Consider the following 17,384-nt stretch of genomic DNA (forward strand, 5'->3'; position numbering starts at 1 on the left):
CACCGAGCGACTACCGCCGCACATTCTCCTGTCGTTAGGCGCGTGAAGATCTTTTCCGAGATCTCCCGCAACGCCTCGACCTCGTCGTCGGTGAGCTGGAGAACACCGCGTCGCGCGCCCAGGCCCGCGGCGGTCTGCTCGCCGCTGCCGCGTTCCTCGAACAGGCCGCGGTGCTGACCCCGGAACCCGGCCGCCGTGCGTCCCGCGAGCTGGCGGCGGCGAAGGCCAAGCGCGACGCGGGTGCCTTGGACGCCTCATTGCGGTTGCTGTCGGCTGTTGAGGCCGGTCCGCCGGACGAGCGCCGCAGCGCCGAGATCGAGCATCTGCGCGGCCACATCGCGTTCGACCAGCGCCGAGTCGCCGAGGCCGCTCCCCTGCTGTTCAGCGCGGCTCGCCGCCTCACCCCGTTCGACGCCGACCTGGCCCGCGAGACCCACCTGGAGGCTCTGTCCGCCGCGATCTGGGCCGGTTCACCCCTGGCCGACGCCGCCCGCACGGCTCCCCCGCCACGCACCCCGCCTTGTGCTCTGGACCTCGTGCTCGAAGCGTTGACGACCCGCGTCACCTCGGGCTACGCCGCGGCCGTACCGCACATGACCCGCGCGCTGGACGAGGTGCGCGCGTTGAAGATCAGCACGGAGGACATCAGCCGCATGCCGTGGCTCTTCGGCTACCGCGCAGGCGGCATCGTGGCGAGCGAGATGTGGGACTTCGACACGCGTCGCGCGTTCGCGCAGCAACAGGTCCGCATGGCCCGCGACGCCGGCGCCCTGGTGCAGCTGCAGTTCGCCCTGAACTTCTTGGCGGACAACGAACTCTTGGCCGGCGAACCCACGGCCGCGCAGGCGCTGATCGAGGAGGATCGACGGATCTCCGAGGTCACGGGCACCCCGCCCGTTGCCTACGCCGTCCTGCTGCAGGCCGCCTACCGCGGTGAGGACCTGGCCACCGCGACCGCCGCGCAGGCTCGTTCGGAAGGCCAGGGACGGCTGGCCACCATCGCCGACTGGACCCTCGCCATCCTCCACAACGGACTGGGACGCCACGACCTCGCCCGTGACGCCGCATTGCGCGTGTTCAACGAGGATTCCTTGGTGTACAGCTGCCTGGTGGCCACCGAACTGGCAGAGGCCGCGTCCCGCACCGGCGACTCCGCACTGGTTTCCGAGGCCTTGCAACGTTCTTCTGCATGGGTCGACACCGACTGGTCGCTGGGCATCAAGGCCCGTCTGCGTGCTCTGAACGGCTCCCCCGACGGCTTCAGCGAGTCGATCACCCACTTCGCCCGCACGGCGTTGAAGGGCGAGCTGGCCCGTGCGCATCTCCTGTACGGCGAGTGGCTGCGCCGCGAGGGCCAACGCGTCGAGGCACGCGACCACCTCCGCACGGCCCACGAGATGCTGACGGCGTGCGGCATGCCAACGTTCGCCGACCGCGCTCACCGCGAACTGCAGGCCACGGGCGAAACCGTCCGCAAGCGCACCTCCGAGCCCACCGACGAGCTGACGGCGCAGGAGTACCAGATCGCCCGCCTGGCCCGTGAGGGGTACTCGAACCCGGAGATCGGCACCCGCCTGTTCATCAGTCCGCGCACCGTCGAGTGGCACCTGCGCAAGGTGTTCGGCAAGGTCGGCGTGACCTCTCGACGGCAGTTGCGCGACGCCACGTTCTAGCCGGCCTGACGCGAGGTCAGATGCCGGGCGCCGAGCCTCAGCGAAGCAACGATGATCGCCAGGATCAGCACGCTGCTGATCGCCACCGCGATCCACCCGGCCACCTGCCAGCCGGTGAAGTGCAGGCCGGCGGAGTACCTGACGCCGATGTTGCCGAGCACCGCGATGGGGAACGTGAACACCCAGTACTGCGTGCTGAACGGCAGCCGCAAGTAGTCGCGCACGAAGAACAGCTGCACCAGCAGCATGAACAGCGTCACGCCGCCGAGCGCGGCCTGCAGGTCGTCGATGACGCCACCGGTGATCGCGAACCAGGCGACACTCGCGGTGCCTGGCGGGGAAAGCAGGATCGAGAGCACCGGTTTGAACGGCAGCGGCAGCTCCGAGCCGAAGAACAGCCGGGACGTGATCACGGCGCCGAGCAGCAGCCAGAAGAAGACACCGATGCCGAACGCCGCTACGGCCGCACCGTGCTGGTGCACGCTCACGAACCCGATGGCGGCGAGGAAAGCGCCCGCGGTGACCGGCAGGAAGTAGCCGGGGTGCATGGCGTCCTGGTCCAGCGGGTGCTTTAGCCAGTGGGCGAACAGGGCCGCGGCGTTGACGGCCAGGCTCGCCACGGCGATCCAGATCAGCCACGGTGCGGCGCGTCCCAGATCAGCCGCGTAGTGCGCGATGAGCAGGATCGCGATCACGGGCAGGTAGGCGGTCAGCGGGCCGAGCAACGGGTGGCGCAGGTCGATGTGGAAGCCGGCGCCCGGCCGGAACGTGCCGGCCAAATAGGAGAACGTGAACGCCGCGAACACCAGGGTGGCGGCTCCGAACGCCACCGACGCGGGCCACGCGGGTGCGCCGAGCAACTGGGCGGCGGCCGTCCAGGCGCCGCCGAGCCCGGCAAGGCCGAGCGGGATGGAGAACAGGCTGATCGGAAGTGCCCAGCTCGGGGCCTTCGCCGGGGCGGTCGCCAAAGTCGTCGTCATGCTGACCAAGGTCGGCCAAACACCCCTGTGCTCGCGCCAGGGAAACACACTGGTCGGCCGCGGACGGGCGACGACCGGTCGCCCGTCCACGCGGACCGTCCGTCAGTTTCCGGCGGCCAGCCAGTCCTTCAGGCTGGTCGGCTGCAGCTGCGCGCCCGCGTTCGGCACGAGCTGCTTGCCGGTCAGGAACGTGCCGAAGTACTTGGCCTGCGGGTCGCTGACGACCTCACGCTCGTCGTTGCGGTGGATCAGGACCGTGCGGATCCACCCGTCCATGGTGAACTCCTCCGGCCCGCCGATCTCCAGCACGCCGTTGACCGGCTCGGTCGCGGCGGTGCGGCCGACCACCGCGGCCACGTCCGAGGCCGCGATCGGCTGCACGCCACCGTGCGGCAGGTGCACGGCGCCGTCGACCTCCGCCGAGTTCGCGATGGCGCCCGCGAACTCGAAGAACTGGGTGGCGCGGATGATCGAGTACGTGAGGCCGGACTCCTTGATGAGCTTCTCCTGCGCCACCTTCGCCCGCAGGTAGCCGGAGTCGGGCAGCTCGTCGGTGCCGACGATCGACAGCGCGACGTAGTGGCCGACGCCCGCCTCCTTGGCGGCCTGGGTCAGGTTGGTCGTCGCGGTGGTGAAGAAGTTCATGACGTCCTCGTCGGCGAACGACGGCGAGTTCGACACGTCGACGAGCACGTCGGCGCCCTGCACGACCTCCTTGACGCCCTCACCGGTCACCGTGTTGACGCCGCTGTTCGGGGACGCGGGCACGGCGTCGTGGCCGTGCTCAGCGAGCCGCTTCACGACCTGGCTGCCGATCAACCCGGTGCCGCCGATGACAACGATCCTCATGGGTCCCGTCCCTCTCGTGAGCCCGCCCGGTGCGGGTGTTCACGAGCTAAGACAGGACAGCCCGCACCGTTGTGACAGGCCTACTGAAAAGCGTTGAGCTTTTCCGGGTTGACCAGCCACATCACCTGATCGATGCCTTCCTCGGTGGCCGTCACGGTGATGATCGCGTAGGTGTTCTCGTCCTTGCGCAACCGGACGGCGGTCAGGCCGTTCGCCTCGACGTAGCTGACGTCCGCGCCGGCCCAGAACCCCGGTGCCCACGCCGCGAAGATCTTCGCCAGGGTCGCAGCGCCGAACAGCGGACGTCCCGCGGCACGGACCGCGCCGTTGCTGTCGGAGTAGCTCACGACGTCCTGCGCGAACAGCTTCTCCAGTCCGGCCAGGTCGCCGGCTTGCGCGGCCGCGACGAACGCCTCCAGCAGCTTGCGCTGGTCAGCGGGCTCGACCGGAGCCTTGCGCTCGTCCGCGAGGTGCTTGCGCGCCCGGCTGACCAGCTGCCGCGTCGCGACCTCGCTGGTCTGGACGATCTCGGCGATCTCCCGGTACGGGTAGTCGAACGCTTCGCGCAGCACGTACGCGGCCCGTTCCGTTGGCGTCAGCTTCTCCAGCAGCAACAGCACCGCGAGCTCCAGCACCGCGCCCTGCTCGGCCCCCAGCTGCGGGTCGGCGGACGTGTCCACCGGCTCGGGCAGCCACGGCCCGACGTAGGTCTCACGGCGAGCCCGCGCGGTCTGCGACTCGTTGATCGCCAGCCGCGTGATGGCCGTCGCCAGGTACGCCTCGGGGTTGAGCACGGCTTCGCGGTCCGCCAGCTGCCAACGCAACCACACGTCCTGCACCAGGTCTTCGGCATCGGCCACGCTGCCGGTCATGCGGTACGCGATGCCGAACAGCCTCGGCCTGGCCGCCGCGAACACCGACTCGGCCTGGTCGAGTTCCGTCATCCGGCCGCTCCCCTCGTTCCACCGCAACGTTAGCGCCGATCCGGTGGCACCGGTCATGTGTCGCCCCGCACGTTGATCACCAGAGCGGGTGACAGACTCGCCGGGTGACCACCGAACGACCCAGCCCGCCACTCCAGGCAGGCGAACGCGAGACCCTGCGCGCGTTCCTCGACTTCCACCGCGCCACCCTCGCGATGAAGTGCGACGGCCTGTCCGATGAAGACCTGCGCCGCCGCTCGATGCCCCCGTCCACGCTGACGTTGCTCGGCCTCGTCCGGCACATGGCCGAGGTGGAGCGCACCTGGTTCCGCAAGGTCATCAACGGCGAGGACATCCCGCTGGTGTGGTCGGACACCAACGACTACCAGGTGGCCTACGACGCCTCGGGATCAAGCAGGTCCGAGGCGTTCGCGGCGTGGCAGGCCGAGGTCGAGCACTCGAGGAGGATCGAGCGTGAGGCCGAGTCGCTGGACGTGTCGGGGTACCAGCCGCGGTGGCAGGAACAGGTGTCCCTGCGGCTCGTCATGCACCACCTCTGCCACGAGTACGCGCGGCACAACGGCCACGCGGACTTCCTGCGCGAGGGCATCGACGGCGTCACAGGGGCGTGAGGCCTTCTGAACAGCTACCTCACGACTCACCGTCGTCAGCGGGCGGCAGACCCTCGATCGACCGCGCGTGCTGGATCATGCCGAGCACGGCCTTGATGCCCGCAGGGGACAGGCCGGACGCACACAACGCCAGTGAGCGCACGTCGCTGTCGCGCAACGCGACCAGCAGTTCCAGCTGATCCTCGATGCCGCTGTTGTCGTCGTCCAGGAAATAGGACGCCGGCACCCCGAAGAAGTGCGCGAGGCCTTCCAGGTGACGCTTGGTGGGGTTGTCACGCAACCCCTTGCGCAGCTGCCACACGTAGGTGTGGGAGATCGAGATGCCGTCCTCGCGGATCCTGGCGGCCACCTCTTCGTAGGTGTACTCGCGCTGGCCAGCCGGGCGCACCGCCTTGAAGAGCCGGTCCAGCCGCTCGGCCAGCGAGGCCGGCCGCTCCCCCTGGGCTACCACGCCATCCATCCTAGTTGACAACGATCACCCGTGATCAGCTTGACCGTGTCCGGCCGCGAAGGGCGGCAGATCGGCCTCCGCCAGGGTGATCCCCCGGTCCGGCACCACGCCGAAGTGCGTGATCTGCCGGCCGGCGCCCAGCTCGGTCACCCAGTTCGCCGCGGTGCGGAACCGCCCGTACGGCAGGTCCATCAGGTGGTAGCCGCGCGTCACGGCCTTGGCAGGCAGGCTGGTCAGCGGGACGCCCAGCGGGTTCGCGACCGCCTGCCAGCCACCGAGGTCGACCACGAAGCCAAGGTCCTTGTGCTTGTACTCGCGAGCGGTCCCGTGCCCGAGCGACGCCGCGATGTTGATCGCCGCCGTCCGCCCCTGACGTTCGGCGTGCTGGGCCGTCATGGCGGTGATCTCGCCCGGCCGCACCAGGTCGGGCACGGCAGCCGCGTCACCGGCGGCCCACACGTTCTCGCACACCCGCAGGTGCGTGTCGGTGTCGATACGACCGTTGGTGGCAGGCATGTTCAACGTGCTGACGAGCGGATCAGGTCGCACGCCGACACACCACACGACGGTCCGTGTCTGGATCTCGGTGCCGTCGGACAGGCGCGCGCACGTGCCGGTCATCTCTTTCAGGCTGGTCTCCAGCTTGACCTCGGCACCTCGCCGCAGCAGCACCTTGTGCGTAGGACCGGACAACCGCGGGTCCAGGCCGGGCAGCACACGCGGTGCGATGTCGACGAGGATCCACCGCGGCGGCACGTCACGAAGCCCCGGCAGGTGACGCCACGCGTCCTGGGTCAGCAGCTGTGTCTGGGCGAGCACCTCGGTGCCCGTGTAGCCCGCGCCCACCACCACGAACGTGCACCGCGCTCGGCGTTCCTCGGGATCATCGGACTGATCGGCCAGCTCCAGCTGCCGCAGCACGTGGTCACGCAGGTGGATGGCCTCGGCAACGGTGCGGAAGCCCTTCGCGTGCTCGGCCACGCCGGGAATCGACAGCAGCCGGGTCACGCTGCCGGACGTGATCAGCAAGCGGTCGTAGGACATCGACGAGGAGCGGCCCTCGACATCGGTCACGTGCACGCACTTCTCAGCGAGCGAGATGCCGGTCGCCGCGCCCAGGACCAGGCGCGTTCGCTTCAACGTGTTCCGCAGCGGCACCGCGACCCTGCGCGGGTCGAGCACACCGCCAGCGACCTCCGGCAGCAGCGGGATGTAGAGCATGTAGTCCGCCGGGTTGATCGCGACCAGTTCGGCCGCGTCCTCGGGCAGCTTGCGTTCCAGCTTGCGCAGACAGTGGAATCCGGCGAACCCGGTGCCGATCACCAGGACCCGCGGCCGAGCGGACATACGTCCTCCCCAGACGAACCTCAGTGGAAGCCATTAGCTCCGGTGACCCAGATCGGCGCTGATCCGTTCCGCGGCGTCCAGCAGCAATGGCACCACATCGCACCTGATCGCCTCAACAGATGATCGCCCGACGGAGGTGGACGACGCGAGCGCCGCCACCACCTCGCCCGAGCGGTCGCGGACGGGCGCGGACACCGAGAGCAGGCCGATCTCCAGCTCCTCCGCGACGATCGACCACCCGTCAGAGCGAACCTGCCGCAGGACGCCGCGGAACACGTCGGCGTCCGTGACCGTGTGCCGGGTCAGCGCGGGCAGCCCGCCCGCGATGATCTCGTCCACCACGACGTCCGGCGCCCACGTCAGCAGCACCCGTCCCATCGACGACGCGAACGCCGGGATCCGGGTGCCGATCGACACGTTGATGCTCATGATCCGCCGCACCGGCACGCGCGCGACGTACACCGCGTCGCGTCCGTCCAACTCTGCCAGCGACGCCGACTCACCGGTCTTCACCGACAGTTCCAGCAGGTGCGGCTGCGCGATTTCGATCATCGCGTGCGACGCCGAGTAGTGCTGCCCGATGCTCAGCACGCGAGGCGTCAACGACCACCTGCTGCCCGACGAGCGGACATAGCCGAGTCGTTGCAGCGTGAGGAGAATCCGCCGGACCGCCGGACGTGACAACCCGGTTGCCGCGGCGAGCTCCGCCAGGGTCGGGTCGACCCGCTCCTCGTCGAACGCGAGCAGCACAGCGAAGCCGCGCTCGATGCTCTGGATGAAGTCGCGCTCGTCCGGCCCGGTGGTCATCGCCTCATCCTCCCGCCGTTGACAGCACCACGAAGCGGGTGCACTCTCATGTAACCGCAGCGCGTACAGATTGTACGCACAGCGTACAGGAGGAGCAGGGGATGACGCGAACGCGTTCCGGCTCGCGTCGATCGCCGCAGGACGGGTATTCCGTGTCACGGCTACGCCGCTGCCGCGGCCTTCACCAGGAGGTGACCGTTGCTCTTCCACGTGCGCATGGACATCACGCTGCCCTACGACCTCGATCCCAACCGGCGCGCCGAACTCGTCGCTGCCGAGAAGGATCGGGCGTTGGAGCTGCAGAAACTGGGCGTGTGGCCACACCTGTGGCGGGTCGTCGGGCAGTACAGCAACATCAGCGTTTTCGACGTGCCGTCCAACGACGAGCTGCACGCGGTGCTGTCGTCGTTACCGCTGTGGGAGTTCATGCGCGTCGAGGTGACGCCGCTGGCGCAACACCCCTGCGACCTGGCGGCGCAGCCATGACCGCCGTCCTGGCATCTGACAAGGAGAGTTCATGCGTGACGCCGTCATCTGCGAGCCCATCCGCACGCCGGTGGGCCGCTACAGCGGTGCCATCAAGGAGCGCAGTGCCCAGGAGCTCGGCGCGATCGTCGTCCAGGAGCTGATGCGCCGCACCGGGCTCGATCCGTCCGATGTGGACGATCTGGTGCTCGGCCACTGCTATCCGACGATGGACGCGCCGGCGATCGGCCGGATCGTCGCCCTGGACGCGGGACTGGGCGTCGGGGTGCCGGGAGTGCAGCTGGACCGCCGCTGCGGGTCCGGTCTGCAGGCCGTGATCAACGCGGCGATGGCCGTGCAGACCGGTGCCCAGGACCTCGTTCTCGCGGGTGGCGTGGAGAGCATGTCGAACGCCGGCGCGGAGGCCCTGGCTCGCGGCCGCGTGACCGCCGGTGGCGTGAACTACCCGGTGCCGGGCGGAATGCTGGAGACCGCAGAGAACCTCCGGCGCGAGTACGGCATTTCGCGTGCGGAACAGGACGAGCTGGCTCTGCGCAGCCACGAACGCGCTGTCGCCGCCCAGGTCTCCGGCCGGTTCGCGGACGAGCTGGTTCCGGTCGGTGACTTCGTGGCGGACGAGCATCCGCGGCCGAGCTCGACGTTGGAGAAGCTCGCGTCGTTGAAGACCGTCATGGACATCGAGGGCGCCACGGTCACCGCGGGCAACGCGAGTGGCCAGAACGACGGTGCCGCGATCTGCGTGGTCACCCATCCCGATCGCGCCGCCTCACTGGGTTTGCGTCCGCTGGCTCGGCTGGTCTCGTGGGCCTCGGCCGGTGTCGAGCCGTCCAGGATGGGCATCGGGCCGGTGCCGTCGTCCGCGCGGGCGTTGCAGATCGCCGGACTGAAGCTCGACGACCTGGACCTCATCGAGCTGAACGAGGCGTTCGCGGCGCAGGTGCTCGCGGTCACCCGCGAATGGGGTCTCACGGACCACGACCGGCTCAACGTCAACGGTTCCGGCATCGCGCTCGGCCATCCCGTCGGCGCGACCGGCGCGCGGATTCTCGCGACGATGCTGCGCGAGCTGGAGCGCCGCGACGGCCGGTACGCGCTGGAGACGATGTGCATCGGTGGCGGGCAGGGGCTCGCCGCGGTCTTCGAGAGGGTGTCATGAACAAGGTCGTGGCCTCCGCCGCCGACGCGGTGTCCGATGTGGACGACGGCGCAACCGTTGCGGTGGGCGGATTCGGGCTGTGCGGCGTGCCGAAAGTGCTCATCAACGCCCTGTACGACAAGGGTTCCGGTTCGCTGGGCATCGTGTCGAACAACTGCGGCGCGATGGACCAGGGCCTCGCCGTCCTGCTCTCCGCCGGCCGCATCGCCCGCGTCACCGGCTCGTACATCGGCCAGAACAAGGAGTTCGCCCGCCAGTACCTGGCCGGCGAGATCGAGGTCGAGCTGATCCCCCAGGGCACGCTCGCGGAACGGCTGCGCGCGGGCGGCATCGGTGTCCCCGCCTTCTACACGCCCGCCGGTGTCGGCACGCTCGTCGCGGACGGCGGCCTGCCCTGGCGGTACAACCCGGACGGCACGGTCGCGATCGCCTCACCGCCCAAGGAGGTCCGCGAGTTCGACGGCCGCGAATACGTGCTGGAGCACAGCATCCGCACCGACTTCGCGCTGGTACGGGCAGCGAAAGCGGACAGGTTCGGGAACCTGGTGTTCGCGAAGTCCGCCCGCAACTTCAACCCGCTCGCCGCGATGGCGGGCCGCGTCACGATCGCGGAGGCCGAGGAGCTCGTCGACGCCATCGACCCCGACGAGGTCCACCTGCCCGGCATCTTCGTGCAACGGGTCGTGGAGCTCTCCCCCGAACAGGCCGCTGACAAGAGCGTGGAATTCCGGACGGTGAGCGATGGCATGGAGTCGTGACGAGATGGCCGCCCGGGCGGCCCAGGAGCTGCGCGACGGCGAGTACGTCAACCTCGGCATCGGCGTGCCGACGCTGATCCCGAACCACCTGCCGCCCGGCGTCGAGGTGGTGCTGGAGTCCGAGAACGGCATCCTCGGCGTCGGCCCCTACCCGGTTTCCGCCGACGTCGATCCCGACCTGATCAACGCCGGCAAGGAGACCGTGACCGTGCTGCCGGGAGCGTCGTACTTCGACTCGGCGCTGTCGTTCGGCATGATCCGCGGCGGCCACGTCGACGTGGCGGTGCTCGGTGCGATGCAGGTGTCGGCTCGGGGTGACCTCGCGAACTGGGCGGTGCCCGGCAAGCTCGTCACCGGCATCGGCGGCGCGATGGACCTCGTGCACGGCGCGCGCCGCGTCATCGTGGTGATGACCCACACCGCCAAGGACGGCGGCCCGAAGCTCGTCGAGGAGTGCTCGCTCCCGTTGACCGGCAAGGCCTGCGTCGATCGCGTGATCACCGACCTCGGCGTGTTCGACGTGACGCCGGACGGCCTGCGGCTCGTCGAACTGGCGCCGGGAGTGTCCGAGGAAACGGTGCGGGAGCACACCGCCACGCCGATTTACCGCTGACTAACCAGCACGCGCCACCGTGGGGCATGCGCAAAGCAATGTTGATCCTGCCCGCGGTGGCGCTCTCCGTGCTCGGCATGACGAGCACCGCCCAGGCCGAGCAAGCGCCCGGATGCTCGTCGACCGTGCAGATCGGCTCCACCGGTTACGTGAAGAAGGGCAACACGACCATCGCGTCGGTGAAGCAGTTCAAGGGCTGCGGCAAGAACTGGGCCTACACCTACGTGTGGGACTCGTACGCCTCCAAGCCGGGCGGCTTCAGCTCCAGCGCCGCGATGGTCGTCAACGGCGACCGCGACTTCGGCAGCAACGTCAACGGGCGCAACAAGCAGGACGTCTGGTCCAAGGGCACGAACACGCTCACCAAGTGCACCAGGGCGTACGGCGAGGTGTGGGGCGACGGCAACGTCTACTGGGGACAGACCGACGAGCGCTGCTAGCCCCTAGTCTGGCGGGTATGGGGCTGCGGTTGTCGGTGCTGGACACTTCTCCGATCGTGCAGGGGTCCACGCCGCGTGAGGCGCTGCGCAACACGGTTGATCTCGCGGAGCTGGCGGAAGAGCTGAGGTTTCACCGGTACTGGGTGCCGGAGCACCACGGCATGCGCGGGGTCGCCAGCTCCGCTCCGGCCGTCCTCGCCGGGCACCTGGCGGCTGTCACCGAACGCCTTCGCATCGGCTCCGGCGGCGTGCTTCTGCCGAACCACCCGCCGCTCGTGGTGGCCGAGCAGTTCGGCACGCTCGCGGCGCTGCATCCCGGCAGGATCGACGTCGGCGTCGGACGGGCGCCGGGTGGACCGCCGCACGTGGTCGCGACGCTGCGCAGGACCGACCGGCCGTACCGCGAGCAACTCGAAGAGCTGCAGGCGTTGCTGGATCCGTCGGACACCGTCGCGGTGCCGGTGAAGGGCGGCAACGTGCCGGAACTGTGGCTGCTCGGGTCGTCCCCCACAACCGCCGGACTCGCGTCCGAACTGGGTGTGCCCTTCGCGTTCGCGCGGCACCTCAGCCCTGATCAGACCTGCAAGGCGGACCTGGTCAGCGTCTCGGTGATCGCCGCGGAGACCGACGAGCGTGCCGAGTGGCTGGCAGGGCCGATCAGGATGAAGGTGCGCAGCCGCGGGGAAGGCAACCGGATCCTGTTGCCCAGCCCCGAAGAAGCGGCCGCGCACCCCGGCCCCGACGACGGCCACGTGCTGGTCGGCGGGCCGGAGACGATCACGCGCAAACTCCAGGCGGTGCTCGACGAGACCGCCACCGAGGAGCTGATGATCACCTCGCCGATCTACCACCACGCGGACCGCCGTCGCAGCTACGAGCTCGTCGCGTCGATCGCTAGCTCGCTGACGCCCGCTGGTACAGCGGCGCCGTGACCTTCCAGGAGAACTGAGGGCCGCCGAGGTACCGCACACACTGGCCTGACGGGCACCATTGGCCGTCAGCGTCCAGGTTGAAGCTCTGGACGTTCACGCCGACGACCGCGTTGCCGCTCATCCTGGGGCCGCCGCTGGAGCCGCCGCCCATGTCGCACGGCACGCCCCACATGTTGTCCTCTGGGAACTCGGGGTGTCCTGGGTTGCGGGCGGGTGTGCCCCAGCACTGCGCGAGCCGCTGACCGGTGAACTCCGGCCTGCCCTGGTGGCCGGGCTGGTGCGCCGCACGCGGATAGCCGTACTCGTGCGCCCGCCGGTCACCGGGCCTGCCGAACGCGATGTTCTCGCTCGCGCCGGACGGCCTGTCCAGCACCAGGAACGCCTGGTCGTGCTCGGACTGCTGGTCGTCGACGATCCAGGTCCTGCTCACCACGGCCTTGCGCACCACGAACTGCCCGAACGGCCGGGCGCCGTCCCGGAATCCCGGCACGAAGAACAGCTTCGAGTGCCACCGAGGGTCCTGGCCGATCAGGTTCGCCGTGTGCACGCAATGCCCACCGGTCACGGCGGTGCGCCTGTTGGCGCTCATCACGACGGTCGCCGTGCAGCTGGAGTCCTCGCCGTCGCGGTCGACGAAGAACAACCGGCCGATGGTCCGGCTGAGCGCGCCCGGCGCGCCGTCCGGACCGTCGACCGGCGGAGTTCCGGGTGGTGCACCCGGCCCGGCCGGCATCGCCGCGATCCGTTCCGGTGTCCAGTAGGCCGCCACGCCGCCGGTGTCGAGGTCGTGCACAACCACGTCCGAGGAGGAAGCGGCTGCCGCGCCCGGTACGCCGAGGAGAAGCAGCGCCACCACGCTGAGTGTTCTCATGCCGCGACCGTGGCAGTCAGTTGTGAGGATCTTGTGCGGATGAAGTCCTCGTACCGTGCGCCGCCCGCGCGAATGACTATGTTGCGACGCATGGGCATGTGCGTGCTGGTGGCCGAGGACAACGTGATGCAGGCCGACATGCTCGGGAGATACCTGCGCCAGGAGGGCTACCGGGTGCGGATCGTCCACGACGGATCCGCCGCGCTCGACGAGGTCCGTCGCAACCCGCCCGACCTGCTCATCCTCGACGTGATGATGCCGGAGGTGGACGGCCTGGACGTCGTGCGGACGTTGCGCAACGAGTCGGACGTCCCGGTGCTCATGCTCACCGCCAAGTCCACGGAGGACGATCTGCTGCACGGCCTCGATCTCGGCGCCGACGACTACGTCACCAAGCCCTACAGCCCGCGCGAGCTGATGGCACGGGTGCGCACGCTGCTCAGGCGCGTTCACCGCACTTCGAGCAACTCCGGCATCGCCCTCGGCGACCTGAAGATCGACCCCGACCGGCACGAGGTGACCGTGCGGGGAAACGCGGTCGAGTGCACCGCGTCGGAGTTCCGCATCCTGCACACGATGGCGGCGAGCCCTGGCCGCGTGTTCAGCCGCGCGCAGCTGCTCAGCGCGGTGCACGGCTTGGACGGGTACATCACCGCGCGCACCATCGACGCGCACATCATGAACCTGCGCAAGAAGATCGAGGTCCAGCCGCGCACACCCGCGTACCTGCTGACCGTGCACGGCGTCGGTTACAAGCTGGTGGACGGTTCGGGTGCATAGCGTCCTGGCGCGGCTGCTGGCCGCGTCCGTGCTCGTCGCGATCTGCTCGATCACCGCGACCGCCTGGCTCGCCGCCCAGAGCACGTCGACCTCGATCAAGCAGGAGCTCGGCGCCGCACTGGCAGGAGACGCCGCGACCTACCGCTCGCTGGTCACGTTCGCCGTCGAGCACCGCGACTGGAACGGCGTCACGCTGCAGCCGGGCACCCGCCGCCTGATCCTCACCACGTCCGATCGCAAGGTCCTCGCGGACACCGGCACGAACCTGGACCCTCGCGAACTGCCCGCCGTGCCGTCAGCGGTGATCAACCCGCTGGAGCTGGACCTCGCCCAGGCCCAGGACGCGCCCGCCGACCGGATCGACGCCAGGATCACCGGCCCGTTCCGGCTCAGCGACCGGGAGAAGGGCAGCCTGGCCGAGGACTGGCAGCTCTACATGTTCCGGTGCATCGGCCCGGTCGCAGTCGAGGAGATGCGGACGACCACGTGGGGCCGCCCGATCGTGAACGTGGACAGGACAGAACCCGGGCCGACCTCACCCGCCTGCATCGAGGCCGCGGAGCGGTTGAGCACGCTCACCGAGACCGAGTCCGCCGCGTTCAACCAGCTCAACGACCTCGTCAACGCCTGCCTGCGGCAACGCGGCCTGCCGGCCGAGCAGATCAAGATGGACGCGTCCTGGCGGCCCGTCGCCTCTCACGCCGAGTGCCTGGCCAGTGCTCGGCGGACCCAGCTGCAGCCTCACGTGGCACCGCTCGCGCTGCTGTTCGTCACGGACGTCGCCGGCAAGACCACCCAGGCGACCGTCGTGAAGTTCGACGTCGGACGGATCGTGCTGGTCGCCGCGATCGTGCTGGTCCTGACCGTCGGGGTGAGCGTGGTGGTCGCACTGCGCATGACCAGGCCGTTGCGCACGCTCACAGCCGCCGCCGAACGGATGCAGCACGGCGCGGACGCCCAGGTCGACATCTCCTCCCGCAGCGAGATCGGGCAGCTCGCGCGGGCGTTCAACGACATGGCCGCGCACCGGGCCAGGACCGACGCCCAGCGCAAGGCAATGACCAGCGACATCTCCCACGAGCTGCGCAACCCGCTCGGCACGATCCGCAGCTGGCTGGAGGGCGCGCGGGACGGCGTGGTCGAGCTGGACCGCACCACGCTGACCGCGTTGCTCGACGAGGCGCTGGTGTTGCAGCACCTCGTCGACGACCTGCAGGACCTCGCCCTGGCCGACGCCGGCGAGCTGAGGCTGCATCCCGAGCCGGTCGACCTGCGGGAGCTGTTCGACCAGCTCGTCGCCGCGCACCCCGGCCTGATCGCCGAGGGCGGCGGGGTGGTGAACGCGGATCCGGTGCGGCTGCGGCAGATCCTCACGAACGTCATCACGAACGCCTTGCGCTACACGCCGCGCGACGGAACGGTCCGTCTCGCTGCGGAAGGTGTCCGGATCACGGTGAGCGACACAGGTTCCGGCATCTCCGCGGAGGACCTTCCGCACGTGTTCGACCGGTTCTGGCGCGCGGACCGCTCCCGCACCCGTGACACGGGCGGCAGCGGCCTTGGCCTCGCGATCGTGCACGCCCTCGTCAGCGCTCATGGCGGCACGGTCACCGTGGAGAGCCAGGTCGGGCGCGGGACCACGTTCACGATCACGTTGGCGGCACACTGACCGCACATTTTCCTGACAACCGCCCGGCAGCATCGCCGCCATGAATTCCAGGCTGTTGATCGGCGCTGCCGTGCTGCTGCTTTCCGCGTGCAGCCAGGCAGCGCCACCGTCCTCGAACGTCGCGTCCCTGCAATCGTCCGGTGTGGTCACGTCGACCACCGTCTCCACGGACGCCGAACAACCGCGGCTGCGCATGGACATGACCGAGGAGGAGAAGCAGCGGCTGTACGACGCGCACACCGCGTGCCTGGCAGAGAAGGACCCGGACGCGACGGGCACCGGCCCTGGCGTCGCCGGCCGCGGGCAGTACAGCGACGAGGCGTGGAAGCTGTGCGCGAAGAAGTGGCCGCTGCCGCCGTGGGAGATGGACTCGAGCAACCCGACGTTCAAGGACAACTGGCACAAGAACGTCCAGTGCCTCAACAGCCGCGGCATGAAGGTCATCGAGACCGAGCCCGGCAGCTGGACCTACGACGGCGAGCAGACACTGCCGGAGGAGCAGCGTCGCAAGATCGAGAAGGACTGCGAGCAGGAGGTCTTCGGCGGGGGCCGCAAGTGAAGCGGTGGATCATCGCCGGTGTCGTGGCTCTGCTCCTGGCCGGCGGCGTGGTGGCGCTCACCTGGACGCGTCGCGCGCCCGCCCAGCCGTCGCAGCCGCCGGCACCGCGGACGGTCGCCGTGGTGAAGACCGACCTGACCGACGTGCGGGAGTTCAAGGCCACCTTGGGTTTCGGTGCCGCGCAACAGGTGACCGGTCGACGTGCGGGCACGCTCACCTGGCTTCCCTCTCCCGGTTCCTCCGTCGATCGTGGTGCCGCTGTGTACAAAGTGGACAATCGCCCGGTGTGGCTGTTCTTCGGCGACACCCCGTTGTGGCGCAAGCTGGACACGCCAGGGGTGAAGGGGCCGGACGTGAAGATCGTGAAGGACAACCTCGCGGCGTTGGGCTACAAGCTCGGCGGTGCGGCCGACGAGCTCACCCCGGCCACCGTCGACGCCGTCAAGCGATGGCAGAAGGCCGAAAAGGTCGATCAGAACGGCGTGATCGAGCCGGGCGACGTCGTCGTGCTGTCCGGGAAGGTGCGGGTCGAGGCGGTCACGGCGAAGCTGTCGGCGTCCGGCGAGGGCCCGCTGATGATGGTGGCCTCGACCGGCAAGGCGGTCACCGCCTCGGTGGAGGCACGGCAGGCCGAAGTGTTCAAAAAGGACCTGAAGGTCACCGTCGTGCTGGCCAACGGCGCTGAAACCCTGGGGACCGTGAGGTCCGTCAGCACTGAGGTCAAAGCCGAGAAGAACGGCAACGGCGAGGAAATCCCGGCGATCGCCGTCGACATCGGGCTGGACACCGAGGTGGGCGGCTTCGACTCGGGACCGGTGCGCGTGCGTCTCACCAGCACCGCACGGCAGGGCGTCCTGGCCGTACCGGTGACCGCGTTGCTCGCGTTGCGCGAGGGCGGTTACGCCGTGCAGACCGTGTCCGGTCAGCTCGTCGCGGTCAAGACCGGGCTCTTCGCCGGCGGACTCGTCGAGATCAGCGGCGGCGGGGTCGGCGAGGGCATGCAGGTGGTGACGACCTCGTGACACCGGTCCTGCGGATCGTCGACGCGGTGAAGGAATACGCCGGTGGAGTGCGCGCTCTCGACGGTGTTTCCCTGACGCTGCACGAAGGTGAGGCGGTCGCGATCGTCGGACCGTCCGGCTCGGGCAAGTCGACATTGCTCAACCTGCTCGGCACGCTGGACCGTCCGTCGAGCGGCACGGTGATGCTGGACGGCCACGACATCGCCGTCCTGTCCGACCGGCGGCTGTCGGCGTTGCGCGGACGGCGGATCGGGTTCGTGTTCCAGCAGTTCCACCTGGCAGACGGCCTCACGGCGCTGGACAACGTCGCCACCGGCCTGATGTACGCGGGCACGCCGCGCAAGTGGCGCGCCGCGATGGCGACCGAGGCGTTGCAGCGGAGTGGGGCTGGGGCCATCGGGTGAAGCACCGGCCGCACGAGCTGTCCGGCGGGCAG

At 69.4% G+C, this 17,384-nt stretch carries 19 protein-coding genes and 1 pseudogene; 13 read left to right on the forward strand and 7 right to left on the reverse strand.

Features of this window, described 5'->3' with window-relative positions; all coding sequences use genetic code 11:
• Positions 1 to 170: 170 nt before the first annotated feature.
• A complete protein-coding gene (locus FXN61_RS35330; RefSeq protein WP_312878232.1) occupies positions 171 to 1,673 on the forward strand; it encodes a LuxR C-terminal-related transcriptional regulator in 1,503 nt (500 codons plus the stop codon).
• On the opposite strand, the gene FXN61_RS35335 is transcribed toward FXN61_RS35330, so the two are convergent.
• From FXN61_RS35335 to FXN61_RS35345, 3 genes are all read right to left on the reverse strand, one after another.
• A complete protein-coding gene (locus tag FXN61_RS35335) occupies positions 1,670 to 2,653 on the reverse strand; it encodes an SLAC1 family transporter (RefSeq protein ID WP_167978285.1) in 984 nt (327 codons plus the stop codon). The genes FXN61_RS35330 and FXN61_RS35335 overlap by 4 nt on opposite strands.
• 102 nt (positions 2,654 to 2,755) lie before the next feature.
• Positions 2,756 to 3,502 (reverse strand): SDR family oxidoreductase, encoded by a 747-nt coding sequence (locus FXN61_RS35340; protein WP_167978286.1) that lies wholly within the window; start codon positions 3,500 to 3,502, stop codon positions 2,756 to 2,758.
• An 80-nt stretch (positions 3,503 to 3,582) separates the two neighbouring features.
• Positions 3,583 to 4,446 (reverse strand): RNA polymerase sigma-70 factor, encoded by an 864-nt coding sequence (locus FXN61_RS35345; RefSeq protein WP_167978287.1) that lies wholly within the window; start codon positions 4,444 to 4,446, stop codon positions 3,583 to 3,585.
• Positions 4,447 to 4,550: 104 nt separating this feature from the next.
• Here FXN61_RS35345 and FXN61_RS35350 point away from each other — a divergent pair, with 104 nt between their 5' ends.
• Positions 4,551 to 5,057 (forward strand): DinB family protein, encoded by a 507-nt coding sequence (locus tag FXN61_RS35350; RefSeq protein ID WP_167978288.1) that lies wholly within the window; start codon positions 4,551 to 4,553, stop codon positions 5,055 to 5,057.
• Between the two features lie 19 nt (positions 5,058 to 5,076).
• Here the strand turns inward: FXN61_RS35350 and FXN61_RS35355 are convergent, their stop codons facing one another.
• Genes FXN61_RS35355 through FXN61_RS35365 form a run of 3 tightly spaced genes read right to left on the reverse strand, consistent with a single transcriptional unit; the run spans position 5,077 to position 7,662 of the window.
• A complete protein-coding gene (locus FXN61_RS35355; protein ID WP_312878233.1) occupies positions 5,077 to 5,508 on the reverse strand; it encodes a helix-turn-helix domain-containing protein in 432 nt (143 codons plus the stop codon).
• Positions 5,509 to 5,532: 24 nt separating this feature from the next.
• Positions 5,533 to 6,855: an NAD(P)/FAD-dependent oxidoreductase gene (locus FXN61_RS35360; protein WP_167978290.1), complete on the reverse strand. Its 1,323-nt coding sequence runs from the start codon at positions 6,853 to 6,855 to the stop codon at positions 5,533 to 5,535.
• 33 nt (positions 6,856 to 6,888) lie between these two features.
• Complete coding sequence (locus FXN61_RS35365) at positions 6,889 to 7,662, reverse strand: IclR family transcriptional regulator domain-containing protein (RefSeq protein ID WP_167978291.1); 774 nt, start codon at positions 7,660 to 7,662, stop codon at positions 6,889 to 6,891.
• A 198-nt stretch (positions 7,663 to 7,860) separates the two neighbouring features.
• Between FXN61_RS35365 and catC the strand changes: the two genes are divergently transcribed.
• From catC to FXN61_RS35395, 6 genes are read left to right on the forward strand one after another with little or no spacing between them, the layout of a single operon-like run.
• A complete protein-coding gene (catC, locus tag FXN61_RS35370) occupies positions 7,861 to 8,148 on the forward strand; it encodes a muconolactone Delta-isomerase (RefSeq protein WP_167978292.1) in 288 nt (95 codons plus the stop codon).
• A 31-nt stretch (positions 8,149 to 8,179) separates the two neighbouring features.
• Entirely contained in the window at positions 8,180 to 9,304 is a 1,125-nt protein-coding gene (locus tag FXN61_RS35375; protein WP_167978293.1) for an acetyl-CoA C-acetyltransferase, read from the forward strand.
• Positions 9,301 to 10,062 carry a CoA transferase subunit A gene (locus FXN61_RS35380; protein WP_167978294.1) on the forward strand — a complete coding sequence of 254 codons (762 nt, stop codon included), beginning with the start codon at positions 9,301 to 9,303 and terminating at the stop codon, positions 10,060 to 10,062. Before FXN61_RS35375 ends, FXN61_RS35380 begins: the two co-directional genes overlap by 4 nt.
• Positions 10,046 to 10,675, forward strand: coding sequence for a CoA transferase subunit B (locus tag FXN61_RS35385; RefSeq protein WP_167978295.1), 630 nt, complete (start codon positions 10,046 to 10,048; stop codon positions 10,673 to 10,675). Before FXN61_RS35380 ends, FXN61_RS35385 begins: the two co-directional genes overlap by 17 nt.
• A gap of 26 nt (positions 10,676 to 10,701) precedes the next feature.
• Positions 10,702 to 11,115, forward strand: coding sequence for a hypothetical protein (locus tag FXN61_RS35390; RefSeq protein ID WP_167978296.1), 414 nt, complete (start codon positions 10,702 to 10,704; stop codon positions 11,113 to 11,115).
• A 17-nt stretch (positions 11,116 to 11,132) separates the two neighbouring features.
• Complete coding sequence (locus FXN61_RS35395; protein WP_188135838.1) at positions 11,133 to 12,047, forward strand: LLM class flavin-dependent oxidoreductase; 915 nt, start codon at positions 11,133 to 11,135, stop codon at positions 12,045 to 12,047.
• On the opposite strand, the gene FXN61_RS35400 is transcribed toward FXN61_RS35395, so the two are convergent.
• Positions 12,010 to 12,918 (reverse strand): trypsin-like serine peptidase, encoded by a 909-nt coding sequence (locus tag FXN61_RS35400; protein ID WP_167978297.1) that lies wholly within the window; start codon positions 12,916 to 12,918, stop codon positions 12,010 to 12,012. The two genes, FXN61_RS35395 and FXN61_RS35400, sit on opposite strands and share 38 nt — an antisense overlap.
• A 96-nt stretch (positions 12,919 to 13,014) precedes the next feature.
• Between FXN61_RS35400 and FXN61_RS35405 the strand changes: the two genes are divergently transcribed.
• The 5 genes and pseudogenes from FXN61_RS35405 to FXN61_RS35425 form a co-directional block, all read left to right on the forward strand.
• Complete coding sequence (locus FXN61_RS35405; protein WP_188135840.1) at positions 13,015 to 13,698, forward strand: response regulator transcription factor; 684 nt, start codon at positions 13,015 to 13,017, stop codon at positions 13,696 to 13,698.
• Entirely contained in the window at positions 13,691 to 15,367 is a 1,677-nt protein-coding gene (locus tag FXN61_RS55840; RefSeq protein WP_167978298.1) for a sensor histidine kinase, read from the forward strand. The genes FXN61_RS35405 and FXN61_RS55840 overlap by 8 nt, the downstream gene beginning before the upstream one ends.
• 40 nt (positions 15,368 to 15,407) lie before the next feature.
• Complete coding sequence (locus FXN61_RS35415) at positions 15,408 to 15,926, forward strand: hypothetical protein (protein WP_167978299.1); 519 nt, start codon at positions 15,408 to 15,410, stop codon at positions 15,924 to 15,926.
• Positions 15,923 to 16,948, forward strand: a complete 1,026-nt coding sequence (locus FXN61_RS53275; RefSeq protein WP_167978300.1) for a peptidoglycan-binding protein — start codon at positions 15,923 to 15,925, stop codon at positions 16,946 to 16,948. Before FXN61_RS35415 ends, FXN61_RS53275 begins: the two co-directional genes overlap by 4 nt.
• Positions 16,945 to 17,384: pseudogene (locus FXN61_RS35425) on the forward strand (ABC transporter ATP-binding protein); the annotation flags it as partial. The gene FXN61_RS53275 and the pseudogene FXN61_RS35425, both read left to right, overlap by 4 nt.

Source organism: Lentzea indica (assembly GCF_012184385.1).
GTDB classification, from domain to species: Bacteria; Actinomycetota; Actinomycetes; order Mycobacteriales; family Pseudonocardiaceae; genus Lentzea; species Lentzea indica.

Bases quoted from the DNA above. Each gene is read 5' to 3' on its own strand.
- FXN61_RS35335 (WP_167978285.1), bottom strand. From the start codon at position 2,653: ATGACGACGACTTTGGCGACCGCCCCGGCGAAGGCCCCGAGCTGGGCA.
- FXN61_RS35340 (WP_167978286.1), bottom strand. From the start codon at position 3,502: ATGAGGATCGTTGTCATCGGCGGCACCGGGTTGATCGGCAGCCAGGTC.
- FXN61_RS35345 (WP_167978287.1), bottom strand. From the start codon at position 4,446: ATGACGGAACTCGACCAGGCCGAGTCGGTGTTCGCGGCGGCCAGGCCG.
- FXN61_RS35360 (WP_167978290.1), bottom strand. From the start codon at position 6,855: ATGTCCGCTCGGCCGCGGGTCCTGGTGATCGGCACCGGGTTCGCCGGA.
- FXN61_RS35365 (WP_167978291.1), bottom strand. From the start codon at position 7,662: ATGACCACCGGGCCGGACGAGCGCGACTTCATCCAGAGCATCGAGCGC.
- FXN61_RS35375 (WP_167978293.1), top strand. From the start codon at position 8,180: ATGCGTGACGCCGTCATCTGCGAGCCCATCCGCACGCCGGTGGGCCGC.
- FXN61_RS35380 (WP_167978294.1), top strand. From the start codon at position 9,301: ATGAACAAGGTCGTGGCCTCCGCCGCCGACGCGGTGTCCGATGTGGAC.
- FXN61_RS35385 (WP_167978295.1), top strand. From the start codon at position 10,046: ATGGCATGGAGTCGTGACGAGATGGCCGCCCGGGCGGCCCAGGAGCTG.
- FXN61_RS35390 (WP_167978296.1), top strand. From the start codon at position 10,702: ATGCGCAAAGCAATGTTGATCCTGCCCGCGGTGGCGCTCTCCGTGCTC.
- FXN61_RS35395 (WP_188135838.1), top strand. From the start codon at position 11,133: ATGGGGCTGCGGTTGTCGGTGCTGGACACTTCTCCGATCGTGCAGGGG.
- FXN61_RS35400 (WP_167978297.1), bottom strand. From the start codon at position 12,918: ATGAGAACACTCAGCGTGGTGGCGCTGCTTCTCCTCGGCGTACCGGGC.
- FXN61_RS35405 (WP_188135840.1), top strand. From the start codon at position 13,015: ATGTGCGTGCTGGTGGCCGAGGACAACGTGATGCAGGCCGACATGCTC.
- FXN61_RS35415 (WP_167978299.1), top strand. From the start codon at position 15,408: ATGAATTCCAGGCTGTTGATCGGCGCTGCCGTGCTGCTGCTTTCCGCG.